Genomic DNA, 16,500 nt, shown 5'->3' with positions numbered 1-16,500 from the left:
CAGTTCATCAATCTACCGACAGCGGCCCTTTGCGGCCTGTGGTGGTTCCGTCGGGATTTAGCCCATACTTCCGATAGAATGCTGCCTGATCCTTCGCGAGCTGGGCATCCATTCTGGCATCGGCCTGGCGTCGTTGGGCTTCACGCATGGCAAGGCCGGCAGGTGTGGTCACCAGACTGGCGGCTCCCGTCGGATCCCACGCAGCAGGCATGCTCATGACCGCCTGCGCGGCTCCCACTGCAGCAGCTTCTGCGTTGAGCTGCTTTTCGAGAGCACGTGTCTCGTCGGAAAACATTGGATTATCGAAACTCGACTTGGTGGGAGTGCTCTGGCAGGCCGCAAGCGCAGCAAGGCTCATTATCCCCATAACGGCTCGCGATACCGATAAGGCATTCAAGGCTGCCCGCGTTAAATTCGCGCCATCTGTTTCGAATCCGGACCGTTTCGTTCGCATAGTCGCACCCTGCTGATTTGTCCGGACGGTGCTAACATAGCCAACTGGCAGACGCCCCCTCTGAACACAGGGGCCCCCGATCTTCAATTGCTGAGCGAAAGCGGAACCGTCGCCCTGATCAGCAAGGCGATGAGATCTGCCTGGCGGTGGGTATGGGTCTTCTGGAACAGGTTTTGTAGGTGGAAGGTGATGGTGGTCGGCTTGACGCCGAACTCTTCTCCTATCTCCTCAAGCCGTTTTCCGGCGACCAGCGCGGCTGCCAGTCTTGCTTCGGCCGAGGTGCAGCCGAACAGGGACGCCAGAACTTCGGCGGATATATCTGCCTGGCTGTCTGGATCAATGACGAGTGCAATGGCGTGGCGGACGTTGCTGCCGGGAAGGCTGATCGAGGAGAGTTGCAGGACAAGGGGATGGCCTTCTTCCCGGTCTACCGCGACAGTCTGACTGGTGCCAACATTCTGCAGAACAGCGGCAAGCGCGCCTTTCAGGGATTGGGATGATTTCGCAAGATGGGCGCTGAGGCCAGCCGATGTCAGGGAAAGTCCGTCTGACCTGGCGATCAACTGTCTCCCAGCTTCGTTGATCATGCGGACCTCGCCGGTTTCCTCGATGAGGAAAATGCCGATCGCGAGCCGATCCAGTGCCGCCGCCAATGCCGCCAGCTCGACCTCGCCGTCCCGCACCGCCTGCTCGATCATCTGCTGCTGCTGGCGCTGCAAATCGGCAAGGAGCGACTGGCGGACACGATCAACGAGGCGCAACCGCGATCTAATCGTTGCTAGGAGGTCGTCATAGTCGACAGGCTTGACCAGATAGTCGTCCGCGCCGGCATTCTTGCCGTGCAGCACATCGGCTCTGTCAGCCAACGCCGTCAGGAATATGAAGGGCACCTCGGCAAGGTCAGGTCTGTCGGCCCTGAGCTTCGCCATCAGCTCGTATCCTCCGAGCTCGGGCATGGTGATATCGCACAAGATTGCATCCGGCTGCTCGGTTTCCAGCTTGTGAAGTGCCTCCCGTCCGTCTCCTGCCTCAATGACCCGATAACCGGCCGCGACGAGCTCCTCGACGAGGTCGCAACGAAGATCGGCTTCATCTTCGACACACAGAATTGTCCTCTTACGATCAGTATCCTGGTTCGCGCTGACGATATGATCCGGGTTCATGCTGCTAACGTTTCCTCTTTCGGAATTCTAAGGACAAAGGTCGAGCCGCCGCCTTCGCGCTGGAAGGCCGCCACATCGCCGCCGTGCATCCGAGCTATAGTGCGTGCCACATGCAGACCAATGCCGGTTCCTTCGACACCGACCGCGGTTTTTGCACGAAAGAACCGATCAAACAGGTTGTCGCGCTCGTCTTCCGGGAAGCCGACGCCGCGATCACTGACCTTTATCTCGATCCATCGCTCATCCACGTCAGCCCTGATATCGATTGGCTCCGGTGGAGATGAATACTTGACGGCATTGGAAATGAGATTCGCGACCACCTGTTCGATCAGTAGTGGGTCACAGGATACCCAGTCGGAAAGCTGATCCAGTTCGATTCTAAATTGTCGGTTGGGTGTGGTTTCTTTCTGGCGATCGCAGGCTTCGACGATGAGCTTGCCGAGATCGCAGCGGCGGGCGGCGAAATCGATTTCCCCCGCATCCAGCTTGGTGGCGTTGAGGGTGCTGGAAACGAGCCGGGTCAGGCGCAGGATCGCCATTCTGATTTTACCGGCGCGCTCGCGAATTTCCTCTTCGCTCATATCCTTGCCCCGGCGGATCATGCGCTGGGCACTTGAATCCACGATGGAAAGCGGTGTTCGGAATTGATGCGACACCATCGACACGAAGCCTTTGTAAAGCTCGCGCAGCCTCGTCTCTCGCTCCAGCGATTCCTCCAGATCCCTGGTGCGCTCCTTTACGGTCGCCTCAAGTTGATCACGGTGTTCGACCAACTGCATTCTCGCAAGATGCGTATCGGTCACATCGCGAATGAAGAGAATGCCGCCGACGATAGCCCTCCCCGACCAGACCGGATAAGTGAATTTCTCGACGTAGCGGTTTCCAGTTGGGATCGGGTGAGCCGGCATGTGAAGGCTCTGGCCGACTAACGTGTCGCGCATCATGTTCAGGATCACATGCCCCTCCGGCAGCCGGTATGCGTCCTTAATTAGCTGACCAATGACATCGGCATCGCTGGGGGCGGGAAACATCTCGCCCATCACAGAGTTCCAGTGTGTGCACCGGCCATCCATATCGAAGGCGATCACTCCATCGCCGCTCGATTCCAGAAGCAGGTTCGAGAAATCCCGATCCCTCCGCAAAGCGTCCTCGGCTTTGGCGGCGGTACGCAGGCTGGCCAGAAGACGCGCGACGATGAAAACGCCGCAACCGAGAATGAGCAGGATTGCAATAATGGCTTCCCACAGCACAGAAGAATAACGGTCCCGCTGCGTGCCGATATTGTCTCGCTCCGCGAGGAACACGCGAGTGGAAGCGGCCTTGAGCTTGCCTGCATCAGTCCGCAATCCGTCCAACAGCGATTGCGGAAGCGCGCCCTCCTGCATGATGACAGCCTGCAACGATTTATCGAAGGTCATCAGATTGAGGCGGGCCGATTCGATGACACCATCCTCTTTCGCGTCCGCCAACGCCCGTCCAAGTGTCCCGTGGGAGACAACATCCAGGCGGCTGATCGCAAGGTCTATCTGAAGCTGAAGTCTTTCCGCGTGCTCGGGCTGTCTTGCGCCGTTGTTCCAATCATACGCGTCCATAATCAGGCGCTGCTCCTCATCGTGAGCCTGAAACAATGCGTAGAGCAGGCTTTCACCGGAGCCGGTGGCAAGTTCGGTTTCGGTTTGAATCAAACGATGCAATGCGAAGACCAGCAGCACAGCGCATGCGGTCACGATTAAACCCGTTATGCCTGCTATGGTCCGTTTCTTTCCCGCGATGCTCATTCAACCTCGATTCTGGTAAGTTGCCAGACCCAGCGGGCGTCATGGCGTTCATCCTGGATTCGCGGGTTGCCGTCGCGTGGATAGACAACCCATATCGGTCCCTTGTCGCGGCGCGTCAGTGGCTTGCCGTCCATGCGCATGGCAAGCAATGCGCCATGCTCGATGGCTTCGGAGAACGGAGAGGCGATTTCGTACTCGTTCAAGGCCACAGCGCGAAGCCTTTGCGCATCCCTTACGCCGAGGAAATCGAACAGGTCCGACATCAGCACGCCTTCAAAGGCCTTTTTTCCGTCCGTCCACGGGGTCGATGTTTCAATACGATGTTGCGGTAAAGCGGCGAGCATCGCCTCATCGAAAAGTGCGCTATTGGTATGGTTGGACTTTCCGAGTTCGCCAGTGACGGTGAGGAGCACCGGCCCGGCTGGGGTGGCCAGGTCGTTCGCAAAAGCAGCCGTAACCATAACGATGATGGAAAGCCATGTGCCCACGCCGCGGAGCAACAGGCCGGCGCAATGGAAGTATCGGGACTGTTTCATTGTAATCGATCCCTCCGAATAGGTTGCAGCTCCAGGAAGTTACCATCACTGACGTTCTATCCTTAGAAAAAACTTCCGCCCCCTCTGAACAGATGGGGCGGCGCCTGATTTTTCGTCCTAGAGGCGATGTGGAAATTCAACCGACGGCCAAGTGACGGCTCCGACCGGGGCGCTCAGCCGATGCCGTTCAAGAAATCAGGGAAAAGCATGAGACTCATTGCAATTGTGAGCGTGGTTGCGCTCGTGCTGGCTGGTTGCAGCCAGACAACAGCTCCAACGAGCACGACATCGGCCGCGAGCAAGCCATCCGCGCGTGCGGTTGGTCAGCAGAAGGCCGCAGCGCGCAAACGCGACGCGTGCGAAGAAGCCGTGCGGGGACAGACCAACGCGGCGATGCTGGGCAGCGCCCTTGGCATGGTGGGCGGCCTCGGCGGCTTTGCCGGACGCGGTGGTGCGATTGCCGGCCAGGTTGCATCTACCGGCGGCAGCATGATCGCCCAGAGCCAGGCCAACAACGCGCGCGCCAGCATGCAGGACTGCTACTGATGGCCGGGAGCTTGTTTTTCAGAGCGGCCATCGCCGCCGCAATCGTCCTCGGTCTTTCGGCCACCAACGCCGCTGCGCTCGAAAAGCGGGAGGCCGAAGCTGTCATCACCATTCTGGAGCGTCTTTCGTCCGAGACCCGAAAAACGGTTTTCTATGATGAGGACGCCGCGCAGGAATGGTTCGAGATCGATGACGAATCTTCCCAGTTGATCCCGGCTGCCGGTTTTAGCGAGACAAGCTGGAAAGCTGCCTTTGATCAGACCATGACCGGCTTCATCGCTTCGATCCCGCAGGCCGAGCTTGAACAGATGATGGAAGAGTTCGCCGACAAGCTCGGCGAACTCGGCAAGATGACGCCAGAGCAGAAGAAGGCGGCGACCGAAATGCTCCGCGCCCAGATGGGAAATTTCGAGGCCATTCGCGAGAAAGGGGCGCCATATCGCAATGTCGTCGCTCCGTATTCCGAGCGCTTGAAGCGCCTTTCAAAATCGGAATAGCGGCAAACGCGATATGGAGTTGCGCGCATACGATAAGCAGCCAGCCCGGAAACAATAATCCTCCCCGGCAATAGAATGTCCGACCAACGGACGCACTTTGAAGAACTTGTTACGGCGGGAGAAGAGTCTCCCGCCGTTTTTGTTTTCGGAAGCGAAATCTACTCCAGAGCAATATTTTTTTCGATACCCCCCTGTGAACGAATGGGGTGATCGGAAGGCGGACTTGCTACGCCGTTCAAAATTTGAACGGAGGTTTGCAGGCAATGCTGGTTTCGAATTCCCGAGCGAAAATGAAATCGCCATCCAGAAAGACGATGGACCGGATGATCTGTTTTCCGGCTGGGCACCTTGTTTCCGTCACGCTGTATCGCATCGCTCCCCGGCCGAACCGCGCCGCCTGAAATTTCCAAATAACTTGAGAGTAGCACCATGGTAAGCACCATCCGCGCAGCGCGTTCCGTTGCATTCACCCGTAAAAGCCGTCTTCTTTGCGCGACCGCGCTGATGAGTGTTCTGTTGCCGCTTGCCTCGGCACAGGCGCAGCAGGTGTTGCGCTATACCAGCACGGGCACCTACGACGACGACGTCGTCCTTGGGAGGAGTGGTACCGCGACGGTCACCACGGCGGAGGATACTGTTGCTACCTGGACCGGAAATCTGAATTTTGACATTGCCGGGCAAGTTTTCGTCGGCGACCTCTATGAGGATAACGGGACAATCGTCTTTGCACCTGAAAGCGTCTCAGGTGACAGCAGTGGCACCAGGCTCGTATTGAGAGCAGGAACCATGCGCCTGGGTAGCGATGCCGCACGCGACTACTTCGCGAATCAAAGTACCATTGCAGTTCTCTATCAGGGGGTTTTCGACCTATTTGGTCGCGATGAGGCGGCCGCGTTCTTTCTTGTCGATCAAGGGGGGCGGGTCACCAACACCGTTGCTGGAACGACATCGACTCTCGCGGTACGCGGCGGGTTTCTGTGGGGAGGTGTGGAGGATGGCGAAGGCATCGTTCGCATTCACAAGAGCGGTGCCGGGAATCTTAGCGTCGCCGCTGAAAATACATATTCTGGCGGAACTGAAATATCTGGCGGCACCGTCGAGTTGACACATGCAAACGGGTTGGGGACCGGTGCCATCGAATTCACGGCAGATGGATCCCAGGCGCCGGAGTTGGCGATCGGCAGCCATCTGCCGATGACGGTTGCGAATGACGTCATTCTCTCAGGTGCGGCTGGCGCGGCGATTGCTGTTGGTGAGGATACCTTTGCTACGCTGGCTGGCAACATCTCGGGTTCCGGGCCCCTGATCAAAACTAACGATGGGACGCTGATACTCACCGGGCAGAACACCTATACCGGCGACACCGTTGTGCAAGCGGGTACGCTGGTGGTCAGTGGCGGCGATGCTATAGCCGATACCGGGGATGTTGACGTCTGGAGCGGCGCGACCCTGCGGGTGGCGCAGAGCGAGACTTTCGACCGGCTCACCGTAAACAACGGTGCGAATCTCGAGATCAATACGGGCGCCACGCTTACAGTTGGTGTGTTTGGCGGCGATTCATCAATCAACGGGATTCACACGACGGGAGGCGGCATCCTCCACAAGCTTGGCGCGGGAACTTTGACCCTGAGCGAGAACAATACTCGGTCGGGCAACACGATTGTTCAGGGTGGCAGGGTGAGCGTGGGCGCCGACTGGGCCTTCGGAATCGGTCGGGATGTGATCTTCAGGCGGCCAGCAGAGAGCCACAGCGTTCTTGAGTTGGCGGCGGATGATCTGACCATCGCGCAGAATTTGCAGCTCGAAGACAGGATCATCCTCGATGCTGCCGGAAGCGGAATCTTGGCCGGTGTCATAAGTGGACACAACCACACCATCACCAAGGTGGGCCGTGGCACAGTGAGCCTGACTGGAGAAAGCCTCGACGCGCCCGGCGCAAGAGTGAGCGAGGGCGGCCTTTCCTTCGACGGTAACTATAGCGGCGATGTCGATGTGGAATTCGGTGCCACCGTCACCGGCTCGGGCCGCATCGGCGGCGACGTTGAGATCGCCGATGGCGGGCGGCTGTACGGACAGCATGACCGCACGCTGACGATGGGCAGCCTGACGCTCAACGAAAATTCCGACGTCGAAATTCTGGTCGGCGCACCGGGCACGACGGCATTCTTCGAGGTCGAAGGCGATCTCACGCTCGACGGGCGGCTCACCATTGCAGATGGCACGGGCGATTTCGGTCAGGGCGTCTATCGTCTGTTCAACTATGGCGGTGATCTCACCGACAACGGCATGGAAGTCGTCGGCGTGCCCGATGGCAGCCAGTACGGCATCGGCGATATCGAGATCCAGACGGCCATCGACAAGCAGGTCAACGTCGTCGTCGGCGGAACGCCCGGGCCTGGCCCCGATCCGCGTCCGGGTACCCTGTTCTGGGATGGATACCACACCACTGCGGATGGCGAGATCTCCGGCGGATATGGCGTGTGGCGCAACGGCACGACCAACTGGACGACCACGAACGGTGATGCCAACCACGACTGGGGTGGACGCTTCGCCGTCTTCCAGGGCGAGCCGGGAACGGTCACCGTCGACGGCTCCGATGGCGACATTTCCGTCGCCGGCATGCAGTTCGCCATCGACGGTTATCGTGTCGAGGGAGACCCCATCACGATGACCGAAGCGGAGACGACCATCCGTGTCGGTGACGGCTCGCAGATGGGCGCTGACTACGTCGCAACAATTGCCTCCGATCTGCGCGGCAATGGTGCTCTCGTCAAGGACGATCTGGGTACCCTGATCCTGACCGGCAATAACAGCTACCGCGGCGACACCATCGTGCGGAATGGCACGCTGGTCGGCAACACGCAGAGCATCAGGAACGACATCGCCAACAACGGCCATGTCGTGTTCGATCAGGCTGACGACGGCGTGTTCGCGGGCGATATCTATGGCCGTGGCACCATGGAGAAGACCGGGGCGGGTACGCTGACCCTGTCCGGTCGCAGCGCTCTCGACTGGACTATTGATGATGGCGGGCTGGTGTCCAGAACCGACCTGTTCGGCGGGAATGTTCAGATCAACAGCTTAACCTTCATGCGATTCGAGCAGAATGCCAGCGGCACCTATGGCGGCGTGATTTCTGGACAAGGAGAATTCAACGTCGCCGTAGCCGATGGGAGCTTCCTGCGCCTGACGGGGGATAGTTCGGGCTTCTCCGGTTATACCACAGTGGACAGTGGCGGGTTGATAGTGGACGGCAGTCTCGGAGGCATGGGTTTGACGATGTACGAAGGCACCGTTCTCGCCGGCAGCGGCACGGTTCGAGGCGACGTCAGCATAATGTTCGGCTCGACGCTGGCTCCTGGAACCGGCATTGGCACGCTGACGATCGGAGGCAATCTGGATCTTCACGAAGGCTCGATCTATCAGGTCGACGTCAACAGGGACGGCGAGTCGGACCTCGTCGACGTTTCGGGAACGGCGACGGTTGATGGCAGCTCTGTCCGTGTCGTTGCTGGAACAGGCAACTATGCAGCCTCCACACAGTATACGATCCTTACAGCGGATGGCGGCGTCAACGGCTCTTTCACCGGCGTGACGTCGAACCTTGCCTTCCTCGATCCCTCGCTCAGCTATGACGACAACAACGTCTATCTGACGATGACGCGCAACGGCACCACGTTCGAGAACGTTGGCCAGACACGCAACCAGATCGCGACGGGCGGCGGTGTGGAAAGCCTTGAGGCCGGCAATGCCGTCTACGACGCCGTGCTCAACCTTTCGGCCGAACAGGCTCGTTACGCCTTCGACCAGCTTTCGGGCGAGATCCATGCGTCTGCCAAGACGGCGCTTATCGAGGATAGCCGGTTCCTTCGTAACGCAGTCAATGATCGCCTACGCGCCGCTTTTGACGGCGTGGGTGCGTCAGGCTCTGCGGTCACCTATGAAAACGGAGTGCCGCAGCCGGTTGCCGCGAACACTGATGGGTTCGCTGTCTGGGGACAAGGCTTCGGTTCTTGGGGCCACACATCCGGTGACGGCAACGCGGCGCGCCTCAACCGCTCGACCGGCGGCTTCTTCGTCGGTGCGGACGCTCCGGTCTTCGACACGTGGCGCTTCGGCGCGGTCGCCGGTTACAGCCAGACGAGCTTCAATGCCAAGGATCGCCATTCGTCCAGTTCGAGCGACAATTACCATGTCGGCCTCTATGGTGGCAAGGCCTGGGGCGATCTCGCATTCCGGTCGGGCGCGGCCTACACCTGGCACGACATCTCAACCAGCCGCAGCGTTGCCTTCCCCGGCTTCAGCGAAAGCCTCAAGGGAGATTATAACGCTGGTACGGCGCAGGTCTTCGGCGAGCTTGCCTACGGGTTCAATTTCGGGGCCACGCGCTTCGAGCCATTCGCCAACCTTGCCTATGTGAACCTGCATACCGGTGGCTTCCGCGAGACCGGCGGGGCTGCGGCCCTCAGCAGCGGCTCGTCGAGTACCGATACGACCTTCACCACGCTCGGCCTGCGCGGTTCGACGAGCTTCGATCTGAATGGAGCTTCAGTCACGGCCAAGGGGATGGTCGGCTGGCGTCATGCCTTCGACGATGTGACGCCAACCTCGACCCATCGCTTCGTCGGCGGCGGTAACGCCTTCACGGTGGCGGGTGTTCCGGTTGCGCGCGATGCTGCCGTAATCGAGGCTGGTCTCGACTTCGCGCTGACGCCATCCGCAGTGATCGGCGTTACCTATGGCGGGCAGTTCGGCTCCGGTATCGTCGATCAGTCCTTCAAGGCCAACTTCAGCGCGAAGTTCTGAGTTCCTGGCCCCGTTTGGTGACGCCTGATTTGGCGTCACCCATCTACTCGGATCGCCGTGAGGGGAGTTGTTCCATGGCTAAATTATCAGGTGCTCGACGCAACGAGGATGAGCAAGACGATCTCGTTATAATTGCCTTTTTCCAGGTCATCGCATTTGCTTCGGTGTGGTTCATGTCTGGCATCTATATCGGTCGGCCAGTTCATAGTCTCGTCCTCGACGCGTTTTGTGGAGTGGGGTTTGTTATCGCACTGCTTGCGGCCTACGCCTCGCTCAGCGCGCGATTGAACCGTCTCGAGCAGCAGATATCGAATGGGCGCGATCCGCAGGAAGCCGATCGTTCCTCACTTATCAGCTTCGACGACGGGCTGTTCGATTCGAGCCTCGCTGGATCTTCATCCTCTAAAGCGGGTCGATCCTGAGGTGACCAAATGGAGGAACGCACCATTTCCCTCATCCAGTCGAGCCTTGATGGCCTCGGTCCGATCAGCCAGAACGTTGAGAACTTGTTTCACAAGCGCCTGATCGACTCCTATCCCGAGGTCTACCGGCTCTTCTTCATGGACATCGAGCCAGAGGATCGGCGTCTGGTGCATCTGCTTGGTTATATTTCTAGCCATATGCGGCACACCGGGGCGATTGCGGCAACAGTGAGAATTCTCGCACAGTCTAACAAAGTATTCCGGTTGATCGAGATGCATTACGAAGCGCTAGCAGAGACGTTGATCTGGACCTTGCGGCGCAGTCTCAACGACAGTTTCACGATCGAAGTGGAGCGGGCCTGGATGGGCGCTCTCTGGGGCACTTCCCGAGTAAGGACGATGGTGGTCGCGTAAAGCCGACAGCCCGATAGCCCCGGGGTACGAACTACCGACGAAAGTTTAATATAAAAGGCGCCACGCGCCGGGTGAGCAAGATTTTGACAGCAGACAAGAATGTTTCTTCCGAGAAGGGTCGCCTTCCGCTCTTTTATAAGGATCCCGTGGTTCTCCGCTTCGAGGAGCATGGCGAAGTCGGCATTACGGCTACGGCGAATTTCGGCTTTGCGCGCGAAGCCGTCGCCATTCCGCTCTGCGTAAGTGAGTTCGCCATCGCCATGCGGCACTACCCGATCGTCTTCGCCATGGAAGAGAGTGCTCCGCCGATTGCATTGGTCGGGGTGCGCCGTGACGACAATCTCTTCGTCGCGCATGATGGGAATTGGCATCCCGGCGCTTACGTCCCGGCCTATGTCCGTCGCTATCCCTTCATCGCTACTGAGTCCCAGGACAGGACCCGGCAATTTCTGGGCATTGATCGGGGTAGTGACCGCTTCGTCGCGCATGCCGCCACTCATCACGATGCGGAGCGGCTCTTTCACGTTGATGGCGAAGCAAGCACGACAGCCCAGTCGGCCATGGCCTTCTGCAATGCCTATCACGCCGATCACGCCGCCACGATCGCCTTCGGTCGGGCGCTGATAGAAGCGAAGCTGCTTTCGCCGTACCACGCGCGGTTCCAGCTTCCCGATGGCCCGCAGCATCAGATCAACGGTTTCCAGTCCATCGATGAGCAGGCGTTTCGGGCGTTGCCCGCCAACGCCGTCGCCGACTGGCACGCCAAGGGCTGGCTCGATCTAGTGACCCTGCAACTGGCATCGCAGCGAAGCTTCCAGAACCTCCTCGACCTCAACGCGCAGCGCGCTAACGAACGAAAGGCGCTCGCATGATGAGCAAGAAGATCCTCGGCATTTCCTCTGTCGCAGCCGCCGCGGTCGCGGCTGCCGCCGTTGCCATCTACGCCGTACCGAGTGGGGCGCAGTCCTCGTCCGGGTCGGACACCCTGTTCACCTCGTCCAATGCCGATCCCGCCCCGCAGCGCTTCGAGCTGGCTCAGGCACAGACGGGAGGTCAGACGGGCGGCGCGGCCGCATCCACCCTACCGGGCGGCGCATCGTCTCTCAACGAGACCTACAAGGACTGGCGCGTTGCCTGCATCCAGCAGGGCACGACGAAGCGCTGTGCCTTGTCGCAGCAGCAGGCCCAGCAGAACGGTCAGCGCGTGCTCGCGATCGAGCTCAACGCGCCGAGCGGCAACACCGTCACCGGCACACTCATCCTCCCGTTCGGTCTCGCGCTGGACGCCGGCGTGGTCTTCCAGATCGACGACAAGCCGGCGATGGCGCCGGTGCGTTTCCGCACCTGCGTTCCGGCCGGTTGCCTCGTCAATGTGAGCTTCGACACCCCGACCTTGGTGGCGCTGCGCGCCGGTGCGGTCCTCAAGATCAAAGCGACGGCGGACGGCGGCGCGGCCGCTCCGTTCTCGATCTCGTTGCAGGGCTTTGGCACCGCCCTCGACCGCGTGGCGGCCCTCGCGCGCTGAGAGGCAGGCACCCATAGAGATGAATGTTCGACAGCTACGCTATTTTGTAGCGGCCCTTGAATTTGGGAGCTTCCGAAAAGCGGGCGCCGCCCTTGGGGTACAGGAATCGAGCGTCAGCCGCCGCATCCGCGATTTGGAAGACAATCTCGGATCGGCGCTGTTTCATCGCCATAGTGGAGGCGTGCTGCCGACGATCGCCGGTCAGCGGCTGTTGCCGCGGGCACGCAAGGTTCTGCGCTATGTCAGCGAAGGTGCCGAGATCGTGGATGCGGTTGGCCGTGTGAAGGACGGCCATCTTCGCATCGGCATCTTCTCGTCCCTGGCGTCGGGCTTCCTGCAGGAGCTGTTGAGATCGTTTCACGAGCAGTATGAGGGCGTCCAGCTACAGGTGCTGGACGGCAATCCGGCCGAGCATGTCGCGGCCATCCGGCAATTCAGGCTCGACATCGCCTTTCTGACGGGCACGCAGGAATGGCCACAATGCGAGGCCGATCATCTGTGGGACGAGCGTGTGTTCGTGGTGCTGCCGGAATCGCACGCGCTGGCCGGGAAGGACGAAGTGAGCTGGCACGAGATCGTCCACGAGAAGTTCATTGTGATGGAAGCGGCGCCCGGCCAGGAAATCCACGACTATCTCGTGAAGCATGTCAGCAGCCTCGGACACCACCCGCGTATCGAGCCGCAGTTCGTCGGCCGCGACAATCTGCTGACCATGGTTGGGCTGGGTGCCGGGCTTACACTGACCAGCGAGGCGACGATCGCCACGCAGATACCGGGCATCTGCTATCGGCCCATTGAAGGAGAGATTCTGCCCTTCAATGGGGTGTGGTCGCCGAAGAACGATAATCCGGCGCTCCGACGCTTCATCAGCATCGCCAAGGTGCAGTCGAAGCGCCAGGCTATGACGGCTATGAACCGGCCTTACCCGCCGCCAACTGGCGGCGGGCCTTTGCAAAGCCGCGATCGGTGGCAATGAAGCGTTCGAGCATCGGCACGATCAGCTTCATGGGATCGGTGGCAGGCTGGCCCGTCTCACCGGCCAGGACGGCGGCATAGGCGACAAGATCGCGGTGGAGCTCGGCGGGCAGCTCCACCGTCGCCTTGACGGGCTTGTCGTCGACGATGGGGCCGAGTTTCAGCTTCATGTTCAACTCCTGTAGGGTTCGAGCACGAGATCGCGCGTGACGATGACGCGGACCGGGAAGCCCGGCCGAATGGTCAGCGTCGGCGCGACGTTGAGCTGGCGGCGGACGATCTGCTGGCCGGCATCGTTGATGGTGTCCTGCCCGCCGCTGCGGATCGCGCGCAGAAGCCGGTTCTCATCGTTCACGGCAAGCTCGGCGCCGACGCCGAGCAATGTCGAAAGCGCGGCGGCCTTGGCAAGATCCCACCAGTGGTAATCGACGCCATCCTCAAGGCCGGCATACCCTTGAGTGTCGGCGCCCGGCTGGCGCTCAAGAACGATGGAGCGTCCGTTCGGCATAATGAGGCGGTTCCAAACCAGCAAGACTCGGCGCTGACCGAACTGGACGCTGTTGTCGTACTGGCCGATGATCCGCGTCCCTTGGGGCACGAGGAGGACGCGCCCGGTCGGGCTGTCATAGATGTTCTCCGTCACCTGCGCCGTGATCTGGCCGGGAAGATCGGAACGGATGCCCGTGATGAGCGCGGCCGAGATGACCGCGCCGGCCTGAAGCACGAAGGGCGATGCGGGAGCCGTGACGCGATCAGACGAGGTTGTCCGGCGATCGACGGGACCATTGAGGAAGGCAAGCTGCTTGTCCTGCGCCGTCGGCTGGCTGGCTTGTCCAGGCAGGTCGAGTCCGGCGAGTCCCGGCGTCGGCATTCCCGTCGATCCGGCAGGCGCAGGCGATCCGCCGCGCGCCTGGAAGAAGACTGTGCTGGTGCGGGCGGCTTCCTCCTCGGCGCGGCGGCGCTGCTCTGCCTCGTCGACGCCGGGCGTTGGCACGATCGGTGGCGCAACGGGCTGGCCGGCATTTTGCGCGCTCAAGATGGGGCCGCCGAGATCGCCGGGCAGCGCCGGGCCGAGGATCGGGCCGGTGTAGTCGCGGGGCAGTCCGGCAAGGCCATCGGTGGGCTGGCGGTTGGCGGTGGGGTAGAGCTCCTGACCGTCATTGCCGGGGCCGCGGCTTTGAAGCGCATAGATCAGCGCGCCGCCGATGCCGATCAGGGCGACGGCCGCGACGCTGGCGAGCATCTTGCGCGAGAGGCGCGTCACGCGCGGCGCTTCGGCGCGCAGGCGCATCGGAGCGGCGTTGGGTTGTTTGGTCTCACTCATGATTGCGGCCTCCCGTCGGTGCGGACGATCCTGACGGTCCGCTGCTTGTCGCCCGCGCCAAGGCGCAGCTCGGCCGCGCCGAACAGGCGATCGACGATCAGGATGTGTTGATAGATGCGGGTGTTGGCGATCTGGGCTTCGCCTTCCGGGCCGATGACGAAGATCGGCGGCATTTCGCCTTGGACGATGCCACGCGGGAATTCGACGTACACCCGGCGGCCGTCGTCATAGACGGCAACGGGTTTCCATGGCGGATTGTTGCCGTCGGTTAGGCTGTAGCGATAATTGCGCGCGGCGACGGCCGGAATGACCGGCGTTGCTGGAACGGCCTGACGCCCGCCGCCTGCCGGCTGCGGATAGGCCCAGGCGACCGAAGGCATGTAGGGCTTCTCGCCGGAGCGCAGCTCCAGCATGTAGGTGCGCCGGTCGGTCGTCACGATAAGGTTCGTGGTAATGTCGGGCCTGGTCGGCTTGACGAGGATGTGGACGCGGCGCGTCACGCCCGATCCGCTCTCGGTATCGCCGATGATCCAGCGGGCGGTGTCGCCCGCCGCGATCGGCCCGGCGCCGGTCAGGCTCTCGCCGGGCTCCAACGCGATATTGGTGATCTGCCCCGGCGCGGCATAGACCTGATAAAGCGCGCCTTCCGACCACGGATAAACCTGGATGGCGTTGAAGTAGCCCTCGCGGCGTGGCTGCACACGGGCGGCGGCATTGGCATTTTCGACTCGCCCGGTCGGCGTCGCCGCGGCCGTGCCGCCGCGTGCGACGGTCCAGGCCGGCGGAATATGCACCGGCTTCGGCCGATCATCGGTGATAGCGGCTGGGACAGCGGGCAGCGGCGGCACGCTCGCATCGTAGCTGATTTCGGGGGGCTTGAAGGTGGCACAACCTCCGAGAGCCGTCGCGGACAACAACATCAGGACGGCGGTGGATTTACGGATTGTCGGGATCATTGGCTCAGCTCCCGCGACCAGTTAATGGCGTTGACATAGATGCCGAGCGGATTGGCTTTCAGGCGTTCGGCGTCTCGGGGCGGCTGGAGGGCGATGGTCAAGATCGCCGTCCACCGCTCCGTCGTCGCGAGCTTGCCATCCTCGTAACGGCGCTCGGCCCAGGCGACGCGGAAGCTGTCGGCCGAGGCGCGGATGACGCTGGAGACCTCGACGGCGATCTGCTGCTTGCCGACCTTGACGAACGGATCGTTGGTGCGGGCATAGTCGTTGAGCGCACCCGCACCGCGATCGGTTGTCCACTCATAGGCGCGAAGCCAGTTCTGGCGGACGATGACCGGATCGGCGGGGATGCTCCTGACCTGCTCGATGAAGCGGGCGAGATGCCAGGCGATCTGCGGATCGGTCGGGCGATAGTCGGCACTGGCCGGCGCGATGCTCTGCGCCTGACCGAGCTTGTCGACCTGCACCACCCACGGCACGACGGTCCCGCGCGCCGACTGGATGACCAGTGCTGCGGCAAAGCCGGCCGCGAGGAACAGCGAGCCGAAGGCCATGTAGCGCCAGTTCTTGGCCTGCACGCGGGCGGAGCCGATGCGTTCGTCCCAGACCTGCGCGGCCTTCTGGTAAGGCGTCTCGGGTTCGGGCGTCTTGCCGTAATGCACGGCGGGCCTTTTGAAGATGTTCATGAGCGGTCGCTTTCGGAAAGGTTGATGGAGGAGCCGGAGCCGTGGCTGTCGCCGGACTTGACGGCATGGGCGGCGGCGCTGACGCCGTGAGAAAGGTGCTGGCTGCGCTTCATGCGCTTGGCCCAATCGGGAGCGCCGCCCGCCGCGGCTGTCGGCGTGGACGCAGCCTCGGCGGCTTCACCGCCGACCGTTCCCATGGTCGAGGAGCCGCCAGTCACGCCGAAGCCGGCCTTGGCGCCATCGGAGAAGCTGGATTTCATGCTCTCGGAGGCGCGCGCCACGGCGCGCTTCAGCGGCGAGACGGCGGCCGAGCCTGTGGCGCGGGCGACACCGCCCATGCCGGAGGCGAGGCCAGCCGCGCCCGACTGCCCCATGGAGCCGAGCGAATAGGCCGCCGCTGCGCCGCCGGCCGCGGTCG

General features: G+C 61.5%; 16 protein-coding genes and 1 pseudogene. 8 read left to right on the top strand and 9 right to left on the bottom strand.

The genetic code is table 11. The annotated features are described in order from the left end of the window. Positions 1-7 precede the first annotated feature (7 nt). From KYK29_RS10680 to KYK29_RS10665, 4 genes are all read right to left on the bottom strand, one after another. Positions 8-295 carry a hypothetical protein gene (locus tag KYK29_RS10680; protein ID WP_254690900.1) on the bottom strand — a complete coding sequence of 96 codons (288 nt, stop codon included), beginning with the start codon at positions 293-295 and terminating at the stop codon, positions 8-10. A gap of 242 nt (positions 296-537) precedes the next feature. Beyond that, positions 538-1,617, bottom strand: coding sequence for a response regulator (locus tag KYK29_RS10675; protein WP_254690899.1), 1,080 nt, complete (start codon positions 1,615-1,617; stop codon positions 538-540). Next, on the bottom strand, positions 1,614-3,395 hold the full coding sequence (locus tag KYK29_RS10670; protein WP_254690898.1) for a sensor histidine kinase: 1,782 nt from the start codon (positions 3,393-3,395) through the stop codon (positions 1,614-1,616). The genes KYK29_RS10675 and KYK29_RS10670 overlap by 4 nt, the downstream gene beginning before the upstream one ends. Further along, positions 3,392-3,931, bottom strand: coding sequence for a putative pterin-binding protein (locus tag KYK29_RS10665; RefSeq protein ID WP_254690897.1), 540 nt, complete (start codon positions 3,929-3,931; stop codon positions 3,392-3,394). The genes KYK29_RS10670 and KYK29_RS10665 overlap by 4 nt, the downstream gene beginning before the upstream one ends. A gap of 207 nt (positions 3,932-4,138) precedes the next feature. On the opposite strand from KYK29_RS10665, the gene KYK29_RS10660 reads away from it, so the two are divergent. The 8 genes from KYK29_RS10660 to KYK29_RS10625 all read left to right on the top strand — a co-directional run bounded on the left by KYK29_RS10660 (position 4,139) and on the right by KYK29_RS10625 (position 13,117). After that, positions 4,139-4,477 (top strand): hypothetical protein, encoded by a 339-nt coding sequence (locus tag KYK29_RS10660; protein WP_254690896.1) that lies wholly within the window; start codon positions 4,139-4,141, stop codon positions 4,475-4,477. Positions 4,478-4,488: 11 nt separating this feature from the next. Further along, positions 4,489-4,974 (top strand): hypothetical protein, encoded by a 486-nt coding sequence (locus KYK29_RS10655; RefSeq protein WP_254690895.1) that lies wholly within the window; start codon positions 4,489-4,491, stop codon positions 4,972-4,974. 429 nt (positions 4,975-5,403) lie between these two features. Further along, positions 5,404-9,780: an autotransporter outer membrane beta-barrel domain-containing protein gene (locus tag KYK29_RS10650; protein ID WP_254690894.1), complete on the top strand. Its 4,377-nt coding sequence runs from the start codon at positions 5,404-5,406 to the stop codon at positions 9,778-9,780. A gap of 74 nt (positions 9,781-9,854) precedes the next feature. After that, positions 9,855-10,202: a hypothetical protein gene (locus tag KYK29_RS10645; protein ID WP_254690893.1), complete on the top strand. Its 348-nt coding sequence runs from the start codon at positions 9,855-9,857 to the stop codon at positions 10,200-10,202. Between the two features lie 9 nt (positions 10,203-10,211). After that, entirely contained in the window at positions 10,212-10,616 is a 405-nt protein-coding gene (locus KYK29_RS10640; protein ID WP_112670197.1) for a globin family protein, read from the top strand. Between the two features lie 71 nt (positions 10,617-10,687). Then, positions 10,688-11,488, top strand: coding sequence for a SapC family protein (locus tag KYK29_RS10635; RefSeq protein WP_254690892.1), 801 nt, complete (start codon positions 10,688-10,690; stop codon positions 11,486-11,488). Then, on the top strand, positions 11,485-12,141 hold the full coding sequence (locus KYK29_RS10630; protein ID WP_254690891.1) for an invasion associated locus B family protein: 657 nt from the start codon (positions 11,485-11,487) through the stop codon (positions 12,139-12,141). Before KYK29_RS10635 ends, KYK29_RS10630 begins: the two co-directional genes overlap by 4 nt. A 19-nt stretch (positions 12,142-12,160) precedes the next feature. Then, complete coding sequence (locus KYK29_RS10625; protein WP_254690890.1) at positions 12,161-13,117, top strand: LysR family transcriptional regulator; 957 nt, start codon at positions 12,161-12,163, stop codon at positions 13,115-13,117. Here the strand turns inward: KYK29_RS10625 and KYK29_RS10620 are convergent. The 5 genes and pseudogenes from KYK29_RS10620 to KYK29_RS10600 form a co-directional block, all read right to left on the bottom strand. Then, positions 13,050-13,286, bottom strand: coding sequence for a DUF2274 domain-containing protein (locus KYK29_RS10620; RefSeq protein WP_254690889.1), 237 nt, complete (start codon positions 13,284-13,286; stop codon positions 13,050-13,052). The two genes, KYK29_RS10625 and KYK29_RS10620, sit on opposite strands and share 68 nt — an antisense overlap. Positions 13,287-13,288: 2 nt before the next feature. Next, a complete protein-coding gene (locus KYK29_RS10615) occupies positions 13,289-14,440 on the bottom strand; it encodes a TraB/TrbI/VirB10 family type IV secretion system protein (RefSeq protein WP_254690888.1) in 1,152 nt (383 codons plus the stop codon). Continuing rightward, positions 14,437-15,396: a P-type conjugative transfer protein TrbG gene (trbG, locus tag KYK29_RS10610; protein WP_254690887.1), complete on the bottom strand. Its 960-nt coding sequence runs from the start codon at positions 15,394-15,396 to the stop codon at positions 14,437-14,439. Before trbG ends, KYK29_RS10615 begins: the two co-directional genes overlap by 4 nt. After that, complete coding sequence (gene trbF / locus KYK29_RS10605) at positions 15,393-16,082, bottom strand: conjugal transfer protein TrbF (RefSeq protein ID WP_254690886.1); 690 nt, start codon at positions 16,080-16,082, stop codon at positions 15,393-15,395. Before trbF ends, trbG begins: the two co-directional genes overlap by 4 nt. Next, positions 16,079-16,500 (bottom strand): annotated as a pseudogene (locus tag KYK29_RS10600) (P-type conjugative transfer protein TrbL); the annotation flags it as partial. The pseudogene KYK29_RS10600 and the gene trbF, both read right to left, overlap by 4 nt.

The sequence above is a fragment of the Shinella daejeonensis genome (genome assembly GCF_024281235.1).
GTDB classification, from domain to species: Bacteria; Pseudomonadota; Alphaproteobacteria; order Rhizobiales; family Rhizobiaceae; genus Shinella; species Shinella daejeonensis.
This window is presented reverse-complemented; position numbering and strand designations above follow the sequence as displayed.